Below are 17,307 nucleotides of genomic sequence, written 5' to 3'. Positions count from 1 at the left end.
CTCCCTTCCTTCGGATATGAAAATGGGGCGGCACGGCGGCCGCCCCGGCTGGTTAAAACAGCGGGTTACTCGTCAAAATCCGGGTACAGTTCCAGCTCGTCAAACTCGGCGTCGGTCATGGCACGCAGCTTGGCGAGGGTGCTGTCCGTCAGGGCCAGCAGCTCGGTCTCGTCCGCCTGCAAGTGGCCGCGCATCTCGGTCAGGGCCTCGATGGCCCCCTGGCGGGTGCCGGGGTTGTAGATGCACAGCAGGTTGGTTTCCTCAAAGGTCAAAGCGTTCATATCAGATCTCCCTTTCCGCGCTCTTTTTGGGCGCTGTCTTTTTATGTTCGGGTTTGGGCTGGCTTTTCAGCTGCTCCACAACGGATTTCTTTTTATCCCGGTCCTCCCGGTGGGCGGCGGCAGCCAGGTCCATCAGGGAAATGGGCTGGCCGCTACGGGCCTGCTGTTCCAGCTGGGCCACCGTCTGCTCCTTGGGGCCGTTGTTGATGATACCGTCGATCATGCCGTAGTCATCCTCCACGGCCATCTCCGCATTTTTCAGCGGGTTGTCCGGCAGGAAGCCGGGAACCTCGGCAAAGCCGAAGCTGTCGCAGTAGTGACAGGATACCTTGCCGTCCCGCTTGATGGCAACGATGTCGCTGACGCTCATGGACGGGTGGCGGTAGTCGGCGGGGTGTTCATTGTTGAAGCGGTATTCAAGATTGTCCAGCACGCTGCCTTTCAGGTCGCCGGGGGTCAGCGGCGCGGTGTAGACCAGATCGTAGTTGTCTCGCTGCACCGTCTGCCCGATGGACTTGATCCATTCCAGCCCCTCATAGCGGATGTCCCGCAGCTCATCGGTGTGCTTCACCTGATAAATGGCAAAGCAGTCGCCCTTATGGTCGAGGAACGCCTGCTCCCGTTCCTGCTGGTGGTCCATACGCTCTTTGACCTGGGCATCGAAAGCCGTGCTTTCCTCCCATTCCTCGCGAGTAACGGCAAAGATACCGTCATGGGCATCCAGGTCAGTGGTATCAAAAGCCATCGCCGGATTCTCACCCTGCTGGATGATGTAAACGGTCAGGTCGCGCTCCATCAGCTCATAGGCGCGTTCTTTGGAAAGGGGCAGAAGGTCCCCGTCCAGATAGCCGCACTTTTCCAAATCGTCCTGGGTCAGCGTCGGGTCCGGCATGGGGTATTCGTCCAGATGCTGTTCCGGGGCGTCCGGCAGCTGGGTGGTGGTAGCTTCTGCGGTCTGCTGGTAGGCGGTCTCCTGCAAGGTCTCGATTATGGACAGCGGCGCATACCGAATGGTCTGGCCGCCCATCCCGTGCATCTCGCAGATTTTCAGCGCGGCGGTGGACAGGGGCAGCTCCGGCGCATCCAGCTGGCCGCCGTCCAGCTGCTTCCTGGTGGCGGCGTCGTAGAGCGTGTAGTCCCAGCCGGTGTCGCAGGGCTGAACATGAAGATAGGTGGTATCATCCAGCACCAGCAGGGCCTCGCGGTACTCGGTGCTGGGCGGGGTAGTTTCTACGCCCATCGCTATCGCTTCATCCGCCATTTTCACAAGATTGGGGTCAGGTTCCGGCACCAGTTGCTCCAGGCGATCCAACAGCTCGGCAGCTTTTGTGGCCGCTTCTCTAGGTTCATTTTCATCGGCAAATTCCTGGAGCCAGTCCCGAACACCGCTGGCATCCCCGCCGCGGAACGCAGCGGTCAATTCCCGCAGCGCATCCTCACGATTATCCACCTGATCCCGGTATTCATAGGTATCGTAGTCAAAAGAAAACTGGTCGATGTCGGCTGCCAGCTGCTCGATAGGGTCCCGCTGCGGTTCCGGGGCAGCAGTCAGGTCAATGCCGCGCTCCTTGCAGATAACCTTATAATGCCGGTCAATGTCCGCGATCAGTTCCCCGGCTGCCTTGTTGATAGTTTCCAAACTGGCCCGCAGTTCCGGCAGCTCCTTACCCTGGCTCCAGTTGGCGATGTAGCCGAAGCTGTTCTCGCCGGTCTGGATTCCAAAATACTGGCAGACCGCATAGGAAATGCTCTCGGCCTCCACCTCCTCGGTGTTGCGGTCTTTCTTCTTGGGCGGCTCCTTGTCACCGGCCCTGGCCGCTTCCTCCTGGACCTGGGCGTAGTTATGCAGTTTACTGTGGGCGATCTCATGGACGGCGGCGGAAACGGTCTGCACCTCGCTCATGCCTGTCCGGATGGCGATGCGCTGCTGGTCCGGCGAGAAATACCCGTCCATGTTGGCGGCCATCGGCTCCACGGAGAGCGGCACCGGCGCGGACCGGCGCAGGGCTTCCATGAAAGCCTCATAGTTCTGGACACTCCCGGACAGGGTGGACGCCAGCTCCGGCAGCGGTTTCCCGTCCGTCTGGCTCACATCGAACACCTTCACCGGACGGAACATGGGGATCTCGACTTCCCGTTCCTCCATGATGACCTTACCGTCCTGATCCAACATGGGGGCTTTGGTGTCCGGGTCCAGCTTCTGTTCCTCAATCTTTTTCTTGAACGGCGTGGGCGCGATGATGGTAATACCGTGTTCGCCGCGCTTCACATGACGCTCAAACTGATTTTTCCACTTGTTGTACCCGGCCACCAGGGTGGCGTCCGGCTTCTGCATATAGATGAGCATGGTGTTGTTGACGGAGTAGCGGTGGAACCGGGACATCACGGACAGGTAGCGCATATACTTTTCGCTCTCGAACAGTTCCTTGATACCCTGCTCGATGCCCGCCGTGATTTGCTGCAACCGTTCCCGGTTGGTGGGTTTGTCAGCCATGATGTTCACTCTCCCTTCTATGGCCGAAATTTCAGCGGTGTGTTCTGCGATCCACTGGTCCTGTTCCTCGGTGCTGCTGTCGAGAAAGGCGTCCAGCAGATAGCCCATGTAGTCTTTTTTCTGGATGGCCTCCAAAAAGCGCGGGTGCGGGTCCTCGTCCGGCGTCTTGGGGGAATAGTCGGCCTCCCATTTTCGGAGCAAGTGATAGTAGTCCGTCAGGACGCGCCAGCCGTGTTCTCGTTTTTCTTTCCGCACCTGCGCCTCGGTTTTCTGCCGGACATAACTTCGCCGGATCGGGGCCTTGCTGTCATAGGAAAGGCCAAAATCCTGGGCCAGCTTTTCGGCGGCCTCCTTGGGGGACAGGTCGTAGAGCCTGGCGGTGAAGTCGATCACGTCGCCGTCTGCGCCGCAGCCAAAACAGTGGAAACGGGTGTCCACCTTCATGCTGGGGTGGCGGTCATCGTGGAAGGGGCAGCAGGCCATGCCGCCGCGCCCCACCGCGATGCCGTAAAGCTCCGCCGCCTCTCTGGCGGTGACGGACTGTTTTACGACTTCAAATACGCTCTCGCCCATGCTTACTTGCCGCCCGCTTTCGGGACGGGCGGTTTATACCCGGCGGCCTTGGCCCGTTCGCTGGCGGCCTTGCGGCGCTCGGCGCTGTACGGCTCCCGCACCGACACGCAGCGTTTGGGCACCGTAAAGGTCTGACGGTCCTTTTTCACGATTTGGTCCGGGTATTTTTCCGCCAGCCGCCGCAGCTTTTCCAGCAGGCGCGGGTCGTGGGAATAGACCTCGGCGGTGGCCTCGGCCTGGTTGTAGAGGATAATCGTTTCCTGTTCATACAAACTCAATTTCATTTGCCGCCGCCTTTCTGCCGGTCAAATTCCAGCTTGAAGTTGACGTACTGGCCGGTATCTTCCAGCACCACGGTGGCGTCGTAGGTCTTGCCGCTTTTCTCGGAGTACAGCCCCATCACATGGGCGCGGCCATCTTTGAGCAGCGCCGCCACAATGGCCTTGGTGGGCTGTTTGCGCTTCGCTGCCCACCAGTTGTTGTTCTTCCAGATCGCAAATTTGCAAGATTGGTCCTGACAGAAGAAGCCTTTTTGCATTTCTGCAATTTCACCGCCGCAGCGGGGGCATCTGCCCACCACCTCGTGGGGCGGGGCAAACAGGTACTCGCTGCCCTTGATGACCTGATAAGTCCCCACCAGCTCCTTCAGCATGGCGGTGATCTCGGCCATGAAGTCCTCCGGGGCCAGCTCGCCGCGCTCGATCTCGCCCAGCCGGTACTCCCATTCAGCAGTCAGCAGCGGGGATTGCAGCTGCTCCGGCAGGACGGTAATCAGGGAAATGGCGTCGTGGGACGGCAAAAGCTGCACGGTTTTCTTGCTCTTTTTGCGTTCCAGAAAGCCGGTGGACACCAATTTCTCTAAAATCCCGGCGCGGGTAGCGGGGGTGCCCAGCCCCTTGCGCTCGGCGTCCTCCGGCATATCGTCCTTTCCGGCAGTTTCCATCGCAGAAAGCAGCGTGTCCTCGGTGAAGTGTTTGGGCGGGGTGGTCTTACCCTCCTTGACGGCGGCACCGGCGACTGGCAGCGCCTGGCCCTCGGCCAGTTCCGGCAGGGCTTTGTCCTCGGTCTCTTTGTCCGGCTCCGCATTTTTCATGCTGGCCCGGTAGGCGGCGTCCAGCGCCCGCCAGCCGGATTGCTTCACCGTGTGGCCCTTGGCGGTAAACTCCGCACCGGCGCAGTCCACCGTGACAGAAGTTTCATCGTAGATATAGGGCAGGGCCACCGCACACAGCAGCCGCAGAGCCACCAGTTCCAGAATGGCCCGTTCGCCCACCGGCAAAGCGGACAGGTCCGCCTCCCGGATGTTCCGGGTAGGGATCACCGCATGGTGGTCGGTCACTTTCTTGTCGTTGATGACCGCCGCCGCATCGCAGGAAATGGCGATGCCTTTGCGGAACGGCATGGCGTTGGCGACCAGATTCACCAGCACCGGCAGACCCTCGGCCATATCGGAGGTCAGGTAGCGGCTGTCCGTCCGGGGATAGGTGCAGAGCTTCTTTTCATAGAGGTTTTGCAGATAGTCCAGCGTCTGCTGCGCCGTGAAGCCTAACAGGCGGTTGGCGTCTCGTTGGAGGGTGGTGAGGTCATAGAGGGCGGGCGGCTTCTCGGATTTGTCCTTGCGTTCCACCTTTTTCACCGTGGCAGCCGCACCCTGACAGGCAGTTTTCAGCTGTTCGGCATCGTCTTTCTTGTCCATGCGGGCGCTGGCAGCGGTAAAACCGGGCAGGTCCAGCGCCACAGTATAGAACGGCACCGGCTTGAAGGCGTCGATCTCGGCCTCCCGCTGGACGATGAGAGCCAGTGTCGGGGACATGACGCGGCCAATGTTGAGGGTGCGGTGGTACAACACCGAAAACAGCCGGGTGGCGTTGATACCCACCAGCCAGTCCGCCTTGGCCCGGCAGAGGGCCGCCTGGTGCAGCCCGTCATAGTCCGCGCCGGGGCGCAGGTTGGCAAAGCCATCCCGGATGGCGGAATCCTCCATGCTGGAAATCCACAGCCGTTTCATGGGCTTCTGGCAGCCCGCCAGGCAGTAGACCGTGCGGAAAATCAGCTCGCCCTCGCGCCCGGCGTCGCAGGCGTTGACTACCTCGGTCACGTCCTCCCGCCACAGCAGGGTGCGCAGCACGTCAAACTGGTTCCGCTTATCCTTGGCGATGGTAAAACGCCAGGTTTCCGGCAAAATGGGCAGGTCATCATAGCGCCACTTGGCATAGTCGGGGTTGTAGGCGGCGGCATCCGCCAGCCCGGCCAGATGCCCCAGGCACCAGCTCACCAGCCAGCCGCCGCCCTCCAGGTAGCCGTCTTTGCGGGAAGTGGCCCCCAGCACGGCGGCCAGGGATTTTGCCACCGAGGGCTTTTCAGCGATCACAAGGCGCATCTTCCTCAACCTCCATTTCTGCATTAGATTTTTTCAGTTTTCTGGAAATGCTGTTTCCATCGTCCAGAAGGCAGTCATAGCCGACGTTGTAATCATAGCGGTACAGCTTTCCCAGCAGGTCGTTGATGATGACCCGGCAGGCCAGCAGCACCCGCGCCTTATCCACCTGCATGAGCTGGTAACGGCGGTAATCGCTGAAATATTCCTCGCGCTGGCGGGTCCTGGCGGCGGTTTCCTCCATCAGAATGTCAATCACGTCCTTGTCGCCGTCCTCTTTCGCGCCCTCAGCGTAGTTCAGCATCTCCATCACCATCGGGAAGCTCTGCTCATCCATCGGGGCTTCCTCTTTGAGATAGCCGATCAAGGCGCAGAACAGGAACCTGGCCGCTGTCTGCTCCGGCTCGGTCAGGGCGGAAAGCGTCTCCTGCCCACTGGGCAGAAGTTTGTTGCAGACAAAATCGCGGACCTCGCCGCGGAACAAGTGGCGGATGGCGTCGATAGACAGCGGCGGTTCAGCGGGTTCGTCCTCCACCTCAAATTCATAGGGGTCTTTCTGGCCCGGTTTTTTGCGCACCTTGGCAAGCGCCGTGCAAATGATGTCGCCGCCAAAGTAGACGCCGAAGCAGATCAGGTCGAACACAATGAGAAATTGGATAAAATAATTCATTTTGCTTTTCTCCTTTCACGCAGCCACGCGGTCAGCTCTTTGTGGCAGAAACCCACGCAGGGCTGGCCGGGGCGGTAGTTTCCGCAGCCATAACAGGGGTGGCCGGGAGATAAAGAGGGAGGACGGGAAGCCGCCTTCCCGCCCTCCGGCCTGCGCGTCATCATGGGTTCATAGGGGCTGTCGGTGAACCGGGTCATTTGGCCGAGTTCTCGCTTTCCTCATCGCCGCCCCCGCCGGCGTCCTCCGGCTCGTCAGATTCCTCGGTCTCCCAGGGGTCCGCATCCTCCTGTTCGGTATCGTCCTCGCCGTAGTCGTAATCATCCAGGTTGTCGCTGCCCTTGGTCTTGGGCTTCTGCTTGATGAATTTGAAGTAGACCAGCGCACCGATGCCGCCCAGCACAGCCAGCACCACCAGCAGCATCGCCGGGTTCAGCCCCGCCGGTTCCTGTTCCGGCTCCGGCTCTGTTTCCGGGGCGGGCGTAGGTTCCGGCTCCTGGCCCGTACACTCCGCCATGTTCACGGCGCACACCGGGCAGGCCGTATTCACCGCACCGGCGGCGCATTTTTCCGTGCAGTTGCAGACAGCGGGCGTTTCCTCCGCCGTCTCGCCGTCCTCCATCAGGGCCTCCAGGTCAGCCTCGTCCACCTGGTTCAAGAAGTGAACGGCGGTCTCCTTGTCCTCGTTGGCGCGGTCAATGAGGATATAGAAGTAGTTGCCTGCCTTGGTGGTGACGGTGATGAGCTGCTTGTTGCCGCCAAAGTCATCCACCAGGGCCGCGTTGCCCTCCGGGGTCAGGGCAGGGCTGTCCTCAGTTTCCTCCACCACCACGTTGCTGTCATTGGTGGCGTCCGCAGCCGGTGTGGCCGTAGGCGCAGGGTCAGCGCCCTGGGCAAAGGCGGTCACAGAAAAGCCGCCCATCAGCATCAGGCAGGTGCAAAGGGCGGCAAGGGTTCTGAAAATCTTCTTATTCTTCATGGGTCATTTCCTCCTGTTCGGGATTGGCGGGAGCCGCCGCCCGGCCGGGTACCATGCCGCCGGACAACATGGCGGACAGCTGGGCCGGGGTCATGTGCAGGGCGCGCACCATCTGGACGATCTCCAGGTTCTCCGCCTCGGTTTTCTGCGCTTCCAGGTCTTTCAGCTTTTCCTGCTGTTCCGCGATCTTCTCGCGGGTTTTGGCGATCTCCTGGTCGATGCGCTCGATTTTGTTCTTTGCCATAGTCAAATCACTCCTATTCTTCATAAAAATTTGTCACCAGTTCATCAAGCCGTAGCCCTTGATGCACTCGTAGGTCAAGGAATAACTCTTGATTTTGCAGGCGTCGCCGGAATTACCCTCCACAGTGTAGACCCGGCTGCCATCGGTGCCGACAACAATGCCCACATGGTCGGCGCTGCCGTCCAGGTCCCAATCGAAGAAGATGGCGTCGCCGGGGGCGATGTTGGCGTAATCCCGCCCGCCCCATTGTCCGTGCGACTGGAACCAGGGGATGCCCTGGGACTGGCAACCCGAAAAGCGCGGCTCCGTCAGCCCCATCTGGCCGTAGCACCAGGACACGAAGCAGGCGCACCACTCCACGCGGGAGGTAAAGCCGTACCAGCTCCAATAGGGCTGGCCGCCCACGTTGCCCACCTGGCTTTTGGCGATGTCCACCACCGCCTGATTGCCAGGCCGGGTGCCGTTGACAAACTCCACACCGGCCAAACTCTCGGAATCGCTGGTGTCGGCGGACCCGCCGCCGAAGATCAGGGGCTTGTTGCCCAGCGTCTGCCGGTACACCTGGTACATTTCCAGCTGGTCAGGCGTCAGCAGCTCCGAAGCCACGGAGGAGATGGGCTTGCTGGTGAGGGTCACATTTAAGATGTAATAGTTATAGGGCACTTCCACATCATACTCGTTGCCCTCGCTGTCCGTCCGGGTCTCGGTGCGGTAGCGCACCTCCACTTCCTCGGTCAGCGTCAGCTGGTATTGGGCTGCGAAGATGCGTTCCAACTCCGCCTGGGCGCTTGCCCGCGTGTAGCCCTGCAAGACGGCGGACAGATAGGCCGCCAGCTCATGCGGGTCGTGGCCGATCATGTCCAGGTCATAGCGGTACTCGTCGTAGCCGGGGTGGCTGCTCTCGATGTTGTCGATCTCGGCTTGCAGCGCGGCCTCCTTGGCGGCGTAGTCGGCCTCCACCGCCACCAGCTCCGGGTCATCGGAGGGGTAGGTGGTGCCGGAGATCGCCGAACCGATGCTCTGCGCCATCATGGAACAGGAGGACATGGTGTTGAGCAGCAGGCAGACCAGCAGGAAAATCGCCAGCACGATGCCAAAGCCCTTTTTGTGGCGCATCACATAGGCCCCGGCCTGCTGGGCTTTCTCCTTGACCGTCTTGGCCGCCTTGCCGGTCTTTTGGGCGGCACCGGCGGCGCTCCCGCCGGACTGTGCGGCCCGTTTGGCGGCGGCGTACTGTTTCTTGATTTGCTGTTTCTGCTGCCAGCGGGACAGTGGATTACTGGCTGCCGCAGGGTTTTCATAGACGGATTTCTGGAACAGCGCCTCGATGTTGGCCTTTTCCAGCTTCCGCTCGGCCTGGGCGGCCTTGCGGTAAGGTTTCAGTTTGTGGCTGCGGTAGCCCTCCCGGACCAGATGCACGCCGGTCTCTACGGCTTCCTCGGACTTGTGGGCGCTCTCCACGCCCACGTTATCGTCCTCGGTCTTGCGGATCTCCTGATGGAGCTTACCCGCCACCGCGTTGCCCGGCGCGTCCCGCACCGTATGGGACAGTTTGGAGGGCGGCCGGGGCTTATCCTCCAGCACCAGCTTGGTCGTGACCTTGCCGGTCTTGGGGTCCACCTCGGCCCGCTTGACCTGCTTTTTCGGGATTTTTGCCTGCGCCTTATCCGCTTTGGCGGCGGCCTTTTCCGCCTTGCGGATGGGCTTCTCCAGCGCCGGGTCCGCCCGTTCTTCCTCCGTAAAGCGCAGGCGCGGTTCCTTAATCAAACCATTCCCCCAGCATGAGGGAGGCCGCCATGCTGGAAAGCTCCGCATAGGCCGCCAGCCCCAGCGGACCCACAAAGCGGCACTCGGTCAGGCAGGCGTAGAGCTGAGCCACCACGTCGGCCAAAATCTGGACCTCGGTGCCCTCCAGCACGGCACCTCCGGCCTGCCCGCGCTGGACCTTGGCGGCGCACAGAATCTCCACCAGCCGCAGCAGGCCAATTTCGCCGGTTTCAGTCAGTTCAGCGGCCTGGTCCGTCGCCGTGCGGCACTCGGAAACGGCGTCCGCCATCGCCGTCAGCAGCGCGGTGCGCTGGGTTTCCAGCGCCCGGTCCAGAAACATCATGTGGTCGTTATGCAGAATTTCGGGTTTCATCGTCCATCAGCCTCCTTCATTTCCTGGGGTTTGGTCGTCATAATGCGATACAGTTCGGTATTCTTGGGGAAGTGGTCCACAAAGGGCAGGATGGTGGAGCCGTAGAACAGCAGCCCCTCGCCCTCGCCGGAGTGGGTCACATAGGACAGCTGGTGCGGGGAAATACCCAGCTGCCGGGCCAAAATCTGCCGGTCACCGCCCGCCTGGTTGAGCATATACACGAAGTCGGAGTTTTCAAAGATGTTCTCCACCTCGCGGGAAGAAAGCAGATCCTTCACGTTCTGGGTGATGCCCGTGGGAATGCCGCCCCACTTTCGGAACCGCTTCCAAATCTCCACCGTGTAGGCGGCGGTCTGTTCCTCTTTCAAGAGCAGGTGCATCTCGTCGATGTAGTAGCGGGTAGACTTGCGGGCGGCCCGGTTGATGGTGACGCGGTTCCACACCTGGTCCTGGACCACCAGCATCCCGATCTTTTTCAGCTGCTTGCCCAGCTCCTTGATGTCGTAGCAGACAATGCGGTTGTTGATGTCCACGTTGCTGCGGTGGTTGAACACGTTGAGGGAGCCGGTGACGTAGATTTCCAGCGCCGTTGCGATGTACTGCGCCTCTTTCTCATCCTGCGCCCGCAGCAGGTCGTACAAATCCTCCAGAATGGGCATATTCTCCGGACGCGGATCGTTGAGGTAGTCCTGATACACCAGCCGCACACAGCGGTCAATGATGGTTTTCTGCACCGGCTGCAATCCGTCCTTGCCGCCCACAATCAGTTCACACAGCGACAGGATAAAGTCGGATTTCAGCGACAGCGGGCTTTCATCGTCCGAATAGTCCAGGTTCAGGTCCATCGGGTTGATGTAGTTGGTGGAGGTGGGCGAAATCTTGATGACCTGCCCGTGCAGGCGCTCCACCAGCGGCGCGTACTCGGCCTCCGGGTCGCAGATGATGACATCATCCGAAGTCAGCAGGAAGCAGTTGGCGATCTCGCGCTTGGCGCTGAAGGATTTGCCGCTGCCCGGCGTACCCAGAATCAGGCCGTTGGGGTTTTTCAGCAGTTTGCGGTCCACCATGATGAGGTTGTTGGACAGGGCGTTGATGCCGTAGTACAGCGCCTCCTTGCCGTTCTGAAAAAGCTCCTGGGTCGTGAACGGCACGAAGATGGCGGTGGAGCTGGTAGTCAGCCCCCGCTGAATTTCCACCTGGTTCAGCCCCAGCGGCAGAGCGGACATCAAGCCTTCCTCCTGCTGGAAGTCCAGCCGGGTCAGCTGGCAGTTGTACTTTTGCGCGATGGAGCTGGCCTGGAAGATGTTGTTGCCCAGCTGGCGGGGATTGTCCGCCGTGTTCAGCACCAGGAACGTCACCAGGAACATCCGCTCGTTGCGGCTTTGCAGGTCCTGCAACAGCTTCTTGGCCTCGGCCCCGTAGGTGGCAAGGTCGGAGGGAATGATGTCCATGTCATACCCGGCGCGGACGGCCTTTTTCTGTTCCTCGATCTTGCTGCGGTCCAGGTCGGTGATCTTGCGCTTCACCGTCTTGATGGCCTTCACCTGATCCACCGACTGGATGTGCAGGTTCACGATGAGGGAACTTTCCATGTCGAGAAAATCCGCCAGCATACGGTCATTCAGCTCCGGGGCCAGAATCTGCACGAAGCTGACAGCCCCGTACTTCTTTCCCATGCGGAACTGCTTGCCGGTGCGGAACTCAAAGCCGGACGGGGCGATAAAGTCTTTGGTGGAAAGGCCGCTGGGGGCCAGCCAGTCCCACTCGAACTGGAACGGCGCCTGCTCGTCCATGTGGAAGATGGCGTGGAGCTGGGCCAGCCGGGCTTTGCCGTCCAGGACCTCGGCGGCCACGCCCAGCCGCTTGAAGTTGTTCAGCACATCGGTCTCGATGCGCTCCAGACGGGGCTTGGCGGAGCGGATGCTGTCGGCCTCGATGGAAAAGGTCAGGTACTTGGTCTTGATGAGGCCGTTGTTGCCCCGCGCCAGCTGATTTTGCAGCATCTGCGTGTACTCCACCCGGATGGGGTCAAAGTCATCCCCCTGAGCCGGGATGGTGATGCTGTTGGCGAAGGTCTCCTGGGACGCCGCCAGGTTCAAAAAGGACAGCTGGAAACGAATGGAGCTGTCAAAGTAGTTGAGGAAATCGCACCAGCCCTCGAAGATGGCGGTTTTATCTTCATTTTGGCTGAGCTGGTAGTTGATGTCCTGGAACTGGATGGTTTTCGTGTAGCGTCCATCCGCCACCTTGCAGATGCCGTCCGGCCACATCCGCTCATAGGGGATGCTGTCCTGGGCGGACTGCTCTTTTTTGTCCGTGCGGTTGGCACGGGCAATCGCTGCCTCGATCTGTTTGCGTTCGGCGCGGGTCAGCTTACGCCGGGTTTTAGTCTGCGACTCTGCCATTTCGGCCTGCCGCTTTGTCTTTGCCGCGAACAATGTCATACACCTCCTTGTCGAGATTTGCCTGCCGTTCCAACACGGCATAGAAGTTGTTGGTGCGGTAGGGGCGCTGTCTGGGCCGGATGACGGCCACCTTGAGAATGTTGCCGACGATCTTTTCCAGGGGCTGGCCGTGTTTTTCATACATCGCCAGCAGGAAGAAGGGCAGCATGACGAGCATCATGCACATGGCCGCCACGCTGTTGCCAGCCGGGCCCCGCAGCAAAAAGAAAAGCGGCACGCCGATGAGCGCCCCGCCGCCGAAGCAGACAAGCTGCCTTTTGGTTAAGTTGAATGCGACCTTGGTTTTTACCCTGGTCAGGTCTTTGGGTACGGGTACATACGCCATTTTGCGTTTCCTCCTTCCTGGTCAGTGCGCCTGAAATACGGCTTTGGCGAGACTGCCTGATTTGAACAGCGTGAAACACAGCAGCACGGTGTAGCCCACGCAGCTCCAGATCGCCATGATGATGTCCTCCTCGGTGGCGATGTTCTGCACCAGTACGGCGTAGATCGCCACGCAGACGATAATCAAAAACGCCTGGAAGCCCAGCGCCAGCAGGCTGCGCAGGTAGTTCTGGCCCATGCCGCCCCATTCCTTGCCCATCATGGTCGCCATCGGGATGGGGGCCACCGACGTGACAAGGTAAATTTCGATCATACGGCCATAAATGACGATGAAAATGCAGATATACAGCGCCCACATGGTAATGCCGATAAAAAGCGACTGGAACCACAGGCCGAACAGCGGCCCCAGGTCCATATCCATCAGCCGGGACTCCATATCGGTCATAACAGCGGAGATGTCGATGGAAGCGTCCGAGCCGATGATGCCGGACGCCTGGGCCACCACGCTTTGGGCCATGTCGAACACGCCCATGACGAGGTTCCAGGTGTTGGTGACGAGCAAAATCGCGGCGGCGGATTTGAACACCCATTTGAAGATCATCCAGGTGTCCACGTCATGCAGGTTGTTGCGGTCGGTAATCATCTGGATCAGCTCCAGCGTCATCACGATAGCCAGGATCACGCCAGCAATCGGCACCATGATGGAGTTGGAGAGGTTCTGGATCATACTGAAAATGCTGCCGTTCCACCCCTGCGGGGTCTGGCCCACCTGTACGGATATATCCGCGACCTGCTGATTTACGCTGTCGAACATCCCCGATAAGTTTCCCATGATGCCGCCCACCAGCATCTCTTTCAGCCAGTTGGTAAGGGCATCCAATAAGAAATCCATACGGTGTCAAACCTCCTTTCAGCCCCTCCCGCTGTGCGCGGGAGGGGGCGAGGATTTCAGCGGGGTACGATCAGACGGTGAACAGGCCGGACAGCAGCGGTACAAGGACCATGCCCACGATGGCGACGCCCGCGCCGGCCATCAGCTGTTTCATGCCCTGGCTTTTTACTGATGTGCGATAAAGAAGTAATAGAAATGTAAAAAATTTTGCCGTTCCTATCCGGCACTTAGGGCTGTGTCGGATAGGTCGGGCGTTAGGCTTCGGGCAAGTCAATCTTGCCGACAAAGCTGTAATAAATCTCAATGTCCTGCCTGCGGGTGCCGTTCTCGTCATAGCTGCACTCATGCACGACGATTTTCTCAATCATCTCCCGCAAGAGGGTGGGGGTAAGTTCCTCAAAGGCAAGGTGCTTTCGGACGATACCCATAAACTTTTCCGCGTTGACGGTGGCGGCCTGCGACTTATCCAGTTCTTCCTGCAAAGCGGCGGCGCGGTCTTTCAGTTCCCGCTGCTCCTGCTCATAGTCTGCCGACAGTTCCATGAAACGCTCGTCGCTGATTTTGCCGTTCACATTATCCTCGTACAGCCGCTTGATAATGCGGCTCACTTCGGCAATGCGTTCCTGCGCCTGTTCAAGCTGTTTGGTGGCTGCGGCGGTCTTTCTCTTGCCGCCGATCTCGTTCTGCTGGATAAGCAGCTTCACAAAGCGGCTCTCATGCTTGGCGGCGTATTCCGTCACTTGCCGGAGATTGGAGAGGACACCGGCGGTCAACAGGTCGGTGCGGATAAAGTGCGCCGTACAGTCGCGGGTGCGCTTCTTGTAGCTGCCGCAAATGTAACAGTCCTGCTTGCGGTTTTTGTTCTGATACCGCTGCTGATACATCACATGGCCGCAGTCGGCGCAGAACAGCATACCGGAGAACAGCCCCACTTCATCATAGCGGTTCGGGCGTTTGCGCTGCTTGCGTAACTCCTGCACGCGCTCCCATGTTTCCCGGTCTATGATAGGCTCATGGTGGTTCTCAAAAACAGCCTGCTTCTCCACGGGGTTCTCTACACTGTGCTTGACCTTGTAAGAGGGCTTCTCCGTCTTGAAGTTTACCAGACAGCCGGTGTACTCCCGGTTTTCGAGGATATGAACGACGGTGTTCGTCGCCCATTTGCACTCATAGCCGGGGTGGTATCGGCGGGTGCTGCCCGTCCTACGGTATTCCAGCGTCCCCGGCGTGGGGATTTGCTGCTCCGTAAGCATACGGGCAATCTTGGTCGGGCCGTTCCCGGCAAGGCAAAGCTGGTATATCTGCTGGACAACCGGCGCGGTTTCCTCGTCAACGAGATAGTTCTCGTCCTCGTCCATGAGGTAGCCATAGACCGGCTTGCTGGTAACGGGCTTGCCGCTCATGCCTTTTGCTCTCTTAACTGCCTTGATTTTCTTGCTCGTATCTCTCACCAGCCATTCGTTGAACAGATTTCGCAGAGGGGTAAAATCGTTGTCCATGCCGCCGTTTGCGCTGTCCACATTGTCGTTGACAGCGATAAACCGCACGCCCTTTTGGGGGAACAGCATTTCCGTGTAAAATCCCACCTGCAAGTAGTTTCGCCCTAACCGGCTCATGTCCTTGACGATGACCGTACCCACTTTCCCGGCTTCAATGTCTGCAAGCATGGCTTGAAAACCGGGGCGCTGGAAGTTTGCGCCGGAAAAGCCGTCGTCGGTGTACCAGCGCAGATTGGTAAAGCCATTCTGCTTGGCGTAGGTTTCCAAAATACGCTTTTGGTTGGAAATGGAATTGCTTTCGCCTTGCAACTCGTCCTCATGGGACAATCTCGGATAAAGGGCGGTAATGAGGTTTTGGGTGGCTTGTCTTAACATAAAATCCTCCGTTTCCGACAGCCAGCCCCACTATTCCGTAGCTTTATTGTACCACGGAATAGCGGGGGCTGTATAGCGGCAAAAGTGTAAAATCTGCTTCTTTATGATTTGTCAAATTTCCGGTTTTTGTGTAGCAGCGGCTTCCGCTTCCAGTACCCGCGCCATTTTGTCGGCGGCGGTGGTCGTGGTATCTTTCTTGAAATAGCCGAACACGACAAGGACGGAATTGCCCATGCGGATTTCCGTCACGCAGTCGGGGCGGCGGGCTGTGCGGGTGTCGTGCTGCTTGTTATCTGCCATAGGCAATACTCCTTTCAGTCGGTAATCAGTTTCTTCATGCTCTCCATTTTCCGCTGCGCGGCTTCCTGCCGGAAGTTGTCGCCGGTAAAGCGTACCGGGACGCACATGGAAATCAGGCGGTCATAAATCCGGGAATGTGCGGTGTCCTCTGGGTTCCGCAGGTCGTCCAGCGTGAGGTTGGTCGTGACGATCAGCGGCTTGCCGCTGCGGTAACGGCTGTCAATCACATTGAAAACCTGTTCCAGCCCGTATTCGGTGCCGCGCTCCATGCCGAAGTCGTCAAGGATAAGCAGCGGATAGCGGCAAAGGCGGGAAATGTACTCGTTGCGGTTCTCAAAGCTGGCGGCAAGGTCGTTGAGGATAAGGGCAAAGTTCGTCATGTGAACGGGGATTTCTTTCTCCATGAGGGCGTTTGCGATACAGCCCGCAAGGTAGCTTTTCCCGGTTCCCACGCCGCCCCAGAACAAGCAGCCGATATTGTCGGCTCGCATATCCTCCCAGTGTTCCACATACCGGCGGGCAATCCCGGCCTGCGGGTTCCTGCCGTTGTCGTTCTCAAAAGTCCAGTCCCGCATGGTGGGGTCGGTAAAGCCCCGGCGTTTCAGTTCCTCCACGGTGTCAAGGTGCCTGCGCCGCTTCTCGGCGGCCTCCCGTTCCTCGCGGGCGGCTCTCTGGCAGTCGCACTCTGCCGGGTGACGGTCACGGCCAAAGATAGCGGCCTTATCCGGCGCAAAATAGGCTTCTTTCGGCTTACGGCACTTGCCGCAGTACAGTAAACCGTCCTCGCCGGTGTAGTCCTCCGGCTCCGGGGTAACAGTCGTCATATTCTCCAAAACAGCGTTGATTTCGTTCTTCATAAACTCTCACCCTCCTTGCATGAGTAGTCTGGTATGCCCTTTTTCGGGGCTTTCTTGGCTGCGTCCTCCTGCGCCCACTTGTAGATTGTGGCGGCATGGCTGCGGTATCGCTTGCCACTGGACGCGATATGACAGGATAGCCGGTCAATGTAGTAGTTCCATTTGTCGGGCAGGTCTGCTTTCAGCCCGTCCAGTTCTGATTGCGAAAGAAAGACATTTTCATACCGGCCATAGGCAGCGCGGGCGGGCTGTCCCGTATCTAACTCTCGCTCTCTCTCTTTTTCTATCTCTATCTCTTTCTCTATCTCTATCTCTGGTGGACAAATGTCCGCTTGATATGGTGGACATTTGTCCGCCCCGGCCTTTGGCAAGGCTTTCTGCTCCTGCAAAGCCAGCCTTGCCCGCCGTTTTCGCTCCCCCTCGGTAGAGGATTGACCGATAAGCAGTTCAATGTTGCTCATATACAGCGCGCCGCTTGGCAGCGGCTCCACAAGCCCCAGCTTCATAAAAATCTGCAAGGCTCGTTCTACGGTGCCGACTTGCTGGCGGGTAATGGTGGCAATCATCTGCGCGGTGTAGGGGATATTTTCATCAAGCTGCAACTTCCCGCCGTTTTTCAGCGATTTCAGGTACAGTTTCAAGAGAATGTTGGAATAGAGGATGCCGTCCTGCATACTTTCCAGCAGCACGATAGCGTCCTCGTCAAAGTAATTCTCTTTCAGCTTGAGGTAGTAGTATTTTCGGTTGTCTGACATGGTTCCTCCTTTGGGTGGATTTGGGGCGTTTGTACGCATTTAGAACGCCGTTTCCGGGGGAAAAGGATAAATGTATCGCGCACCC

17 protein-coding genes and 1 pseudogene are annotated in these 17,307 nt (G+C 59.0%); all 18 read right to left on the bottom strand.

The window, feature by feature from the left end:
* Positions 1 to 65: 65 nt before the first annotated feature.
* Positions 66 to 281 (bottom strand): transposon-transfer assisting family protein, encoded by a 216-nt coding sequence (locus tag PG062_RS10265; protein ID WP_113998769.1) that lies wholly within the window; start codon positions 279 to 281, stop codon positions 66 to 68.
* Position 282: 1 nt separating this feature from the next.
* Positions 283 to 3,348, bottom strand: coding sequence for a YodL domain-containing protein (locus tag PG062_RS10260; protein WP_270752229.1), 3,066 nt, complete (start codon positions 3,346 to 3,348; stop codon positions 283 to 285).
* Positions 3,349 to 3,350: 2 nt separating this feature from the next.
* Positions 3,351 to 3,632 (bottom strand): hypothetical protein, encoded by a 282-nt coding sequence (locus tag PG062_RS10255; protein WP_054334841.1) that lies wholly within the window; start codon positions 3,630 to 3,632, stop codon positions 3,351 to 3,353.
* Entirely contained in the window at positions 3,629 to 5,728 is a 2,100-nt protein-coding gene (locus tag PG062_RS10250) for a type IA DNA topoisomerase (RefSeq protein ID WP_270752227.1), read from the bottom strand. The genes PG062_RS10255 and PG062_RS10250 overlap by 4 nt, the downstream gene beginning before the upstream one ends.
* Positions 5,709 to 6,395 (bottom strand): conjugal transfer protein TraG, encoded by a 687-nt coding sequence (locus PG062_RS10245; RefSeq protein WP_270752226.1) that lies wholly within the window; start codon positions 6,393 to 6,395, stop codon positions 5,709 to 5,711. The genes PG062_RS10250 and PG062_RS10245 overlap by 20 nt, the downstream gene beginning before the upstream one ends.
* Positions 6,392 to 6,592, bottom strand: a complete 201-nt coding sequence (locus PG062_RS10240; RefSeq protein ID WP_105204187.1) for a hypothetical protein — start codon at positions 6,590 to 6,592, stop codon at positions 6,392 to 6,394. The genes PG062_RS10245 and PG062_RS10240 overlap by 4 nt, the downstream gene beginning before the upstream one ends.
* A complete protein-coding gene (locus tag PG062_RS10235; RefSeq protein ID WP_105204185.1) occupies positions 6,589 to 7,371 on the bottom strand; it encodes a DUF4366 domain-containing protein in 783 nt (260 codons plus the stop codon). The genes PG062_RS10240 and PG062_RS10235 overlap by 4 nt, the downstream gene beginning before the upstream one ends.
* Positions 7,361 to 7,615, bottom strand: coding sequence for a DUF4315 family protein (locus PG062_RS10230; RefSeq protein ID WP_105204183.1), 255 nt, complete (start codon positions 7,613 to 7,615; stop codon positions 7,361 to 7,363). Before PG062_RS10230 ends, PG062_RS10235 begins: the two co-directional genes overlap by 11 nt.
* Before the next feature lie 33 nt (positions 7,616 to 7,648).
* A complete protein-coding gene (locus PG062_RS10225; RefSeq protein WP_270752224.1) occupies positions 7,649 to 9,382 on the bottom strand; it encodes a C40 family peptidase in 1,734 nt (577 codons plus the stop codon).
* Positions 9,375 to 9,755 carry a DUF3851 family protein gene (locus tag PG062_RS10220; protein ID WP_270752223.1) on the bottom strand — a complete coding sequence of 127 codons (381 nt, stop codon included), beginning with the start codon at positions 9,753 to 9,755 and terminating at the stop codon, positions 9,375 to 9,377. Before PG062_RS10220 ends, PG062_RS10225 begins: the two co-directional genes overlap by 8 nt.
* Positions 9,752 to 12,199: a VirB4-like conjugal transfer ATPase, CD1110 family gene (locus PG062_RS10215; RefSeq protein ID WP_408611412.1), complete on the bottom strand. Its 2,448-nt coding sequence runs from the start codon at positions 12,197 to 12,199 to the stop codon at positions 9,752 to 9,754. Before PG062_RS10215 ends, PG062_RS10220 begins: the two co-directional genes overlap by 4 nt.
* On the bottom strand, positions 12,141 to 12,545 hold the full coding sequence (locus PG062_RS10210; protein WP_270752222.1) for a PrgI family protein: 405 nt from the start codon (positions 12,543 to 12,545) through the stop codon (positions 12,141 to 12,143). Before PG062_RS10210 ends, PG062_RS10215 begins: the two co-directional genes overlap by 59 nt.
* Positions 12,546 to 12,566: 21 nt before the next feature.
* On the bottom strand, positions 12,567 to 13,436 hold the full coding sequence (locus tag PG062_RS10205; protein WP_270752220.1) for a VirB6/TrbL-like conjugal transfer protein, CD1112 family: 870 nt from the start codon (positions 13,434 to 13,436) through the stop codon (positions 12,567 to 12,569).
* 70 nt (positions 13,437 to 13,506) lie between these two features.
* A pseudogene (locus tag PG062_RS15830) lies at positions 13,507 to 13,602 on the bottom strand (Maff2 family mobile element protein); the annotation flags it as partial.
* An 88-nt stretch (positions 13,603 to 13,690) separates the two neighbouring features.
* Positions 13,691 to 15,310, bottom strand: a complete 1,620-nt coding sequence (locus tag PG062_RS10195) for an IME_Rho_tet family element recombinase (protein ID WP_270752218.1) — start codon at positions 15,308 to 15,310, stop codon at positions 13,691 to 13,693.
* Between the two features lie 111 nt (positions 15,311 to 15,421).
* Positions 15,422 to 15,610 (bottom strand): transposon-encoded TnpW family protein, encoded by a 189-nt coding sequence (locus PG062_RS10190; protein ID WP_147610106.1) that lies wholly within the window; start codon positions 15,608 to 15,610, stop codon positions 15,422 to 15,424.
* Positions 15,611 to 15,624: 14 nt separating this feature from the next.
* Entirely contained in the window at positions 15,625 to 16,467 is an 843-nt protein-coding gene (locus tag PG062_RS10185) for an ATP-binding protein (protein ID WP_147610107.1), read from the bottom strand.
* Positions 16,464 to 17,222 carry a putative phage replisome organizer gene (locus PG062_RS10180; RefSeq protein ID WP_195991318.1) on the bottom strand — a complete coding sequence of 253 codons (759 nt, stop codon included), beginning with the start codon at positions 17,220 to 17,222 and terminating at the stop codon, positions 16,464 to 16,466. Before PG062_RS10180 ends, PG062_RS10185 begins: the two co-directional genes overlap by 4 nt.
* Between the last annotated feature and the right edge of the window lie 85 nt (positions 17,223 to 17,307).

Source organism: Gemmiger qucibialis (assembly GCF_027689445.1).
In the GTDB taxonomy this organism is placed as follows: Bacteria; Bacillota; Clostridia; order Oscillospirales; family Ruminococcaceae; genus Gemmiger; species Gemmiger qucibialis.
Note: the sequence above shows the minus strand (reverse complement) of the source record. Positions and strands in the feature narration are given on the sequence as shown.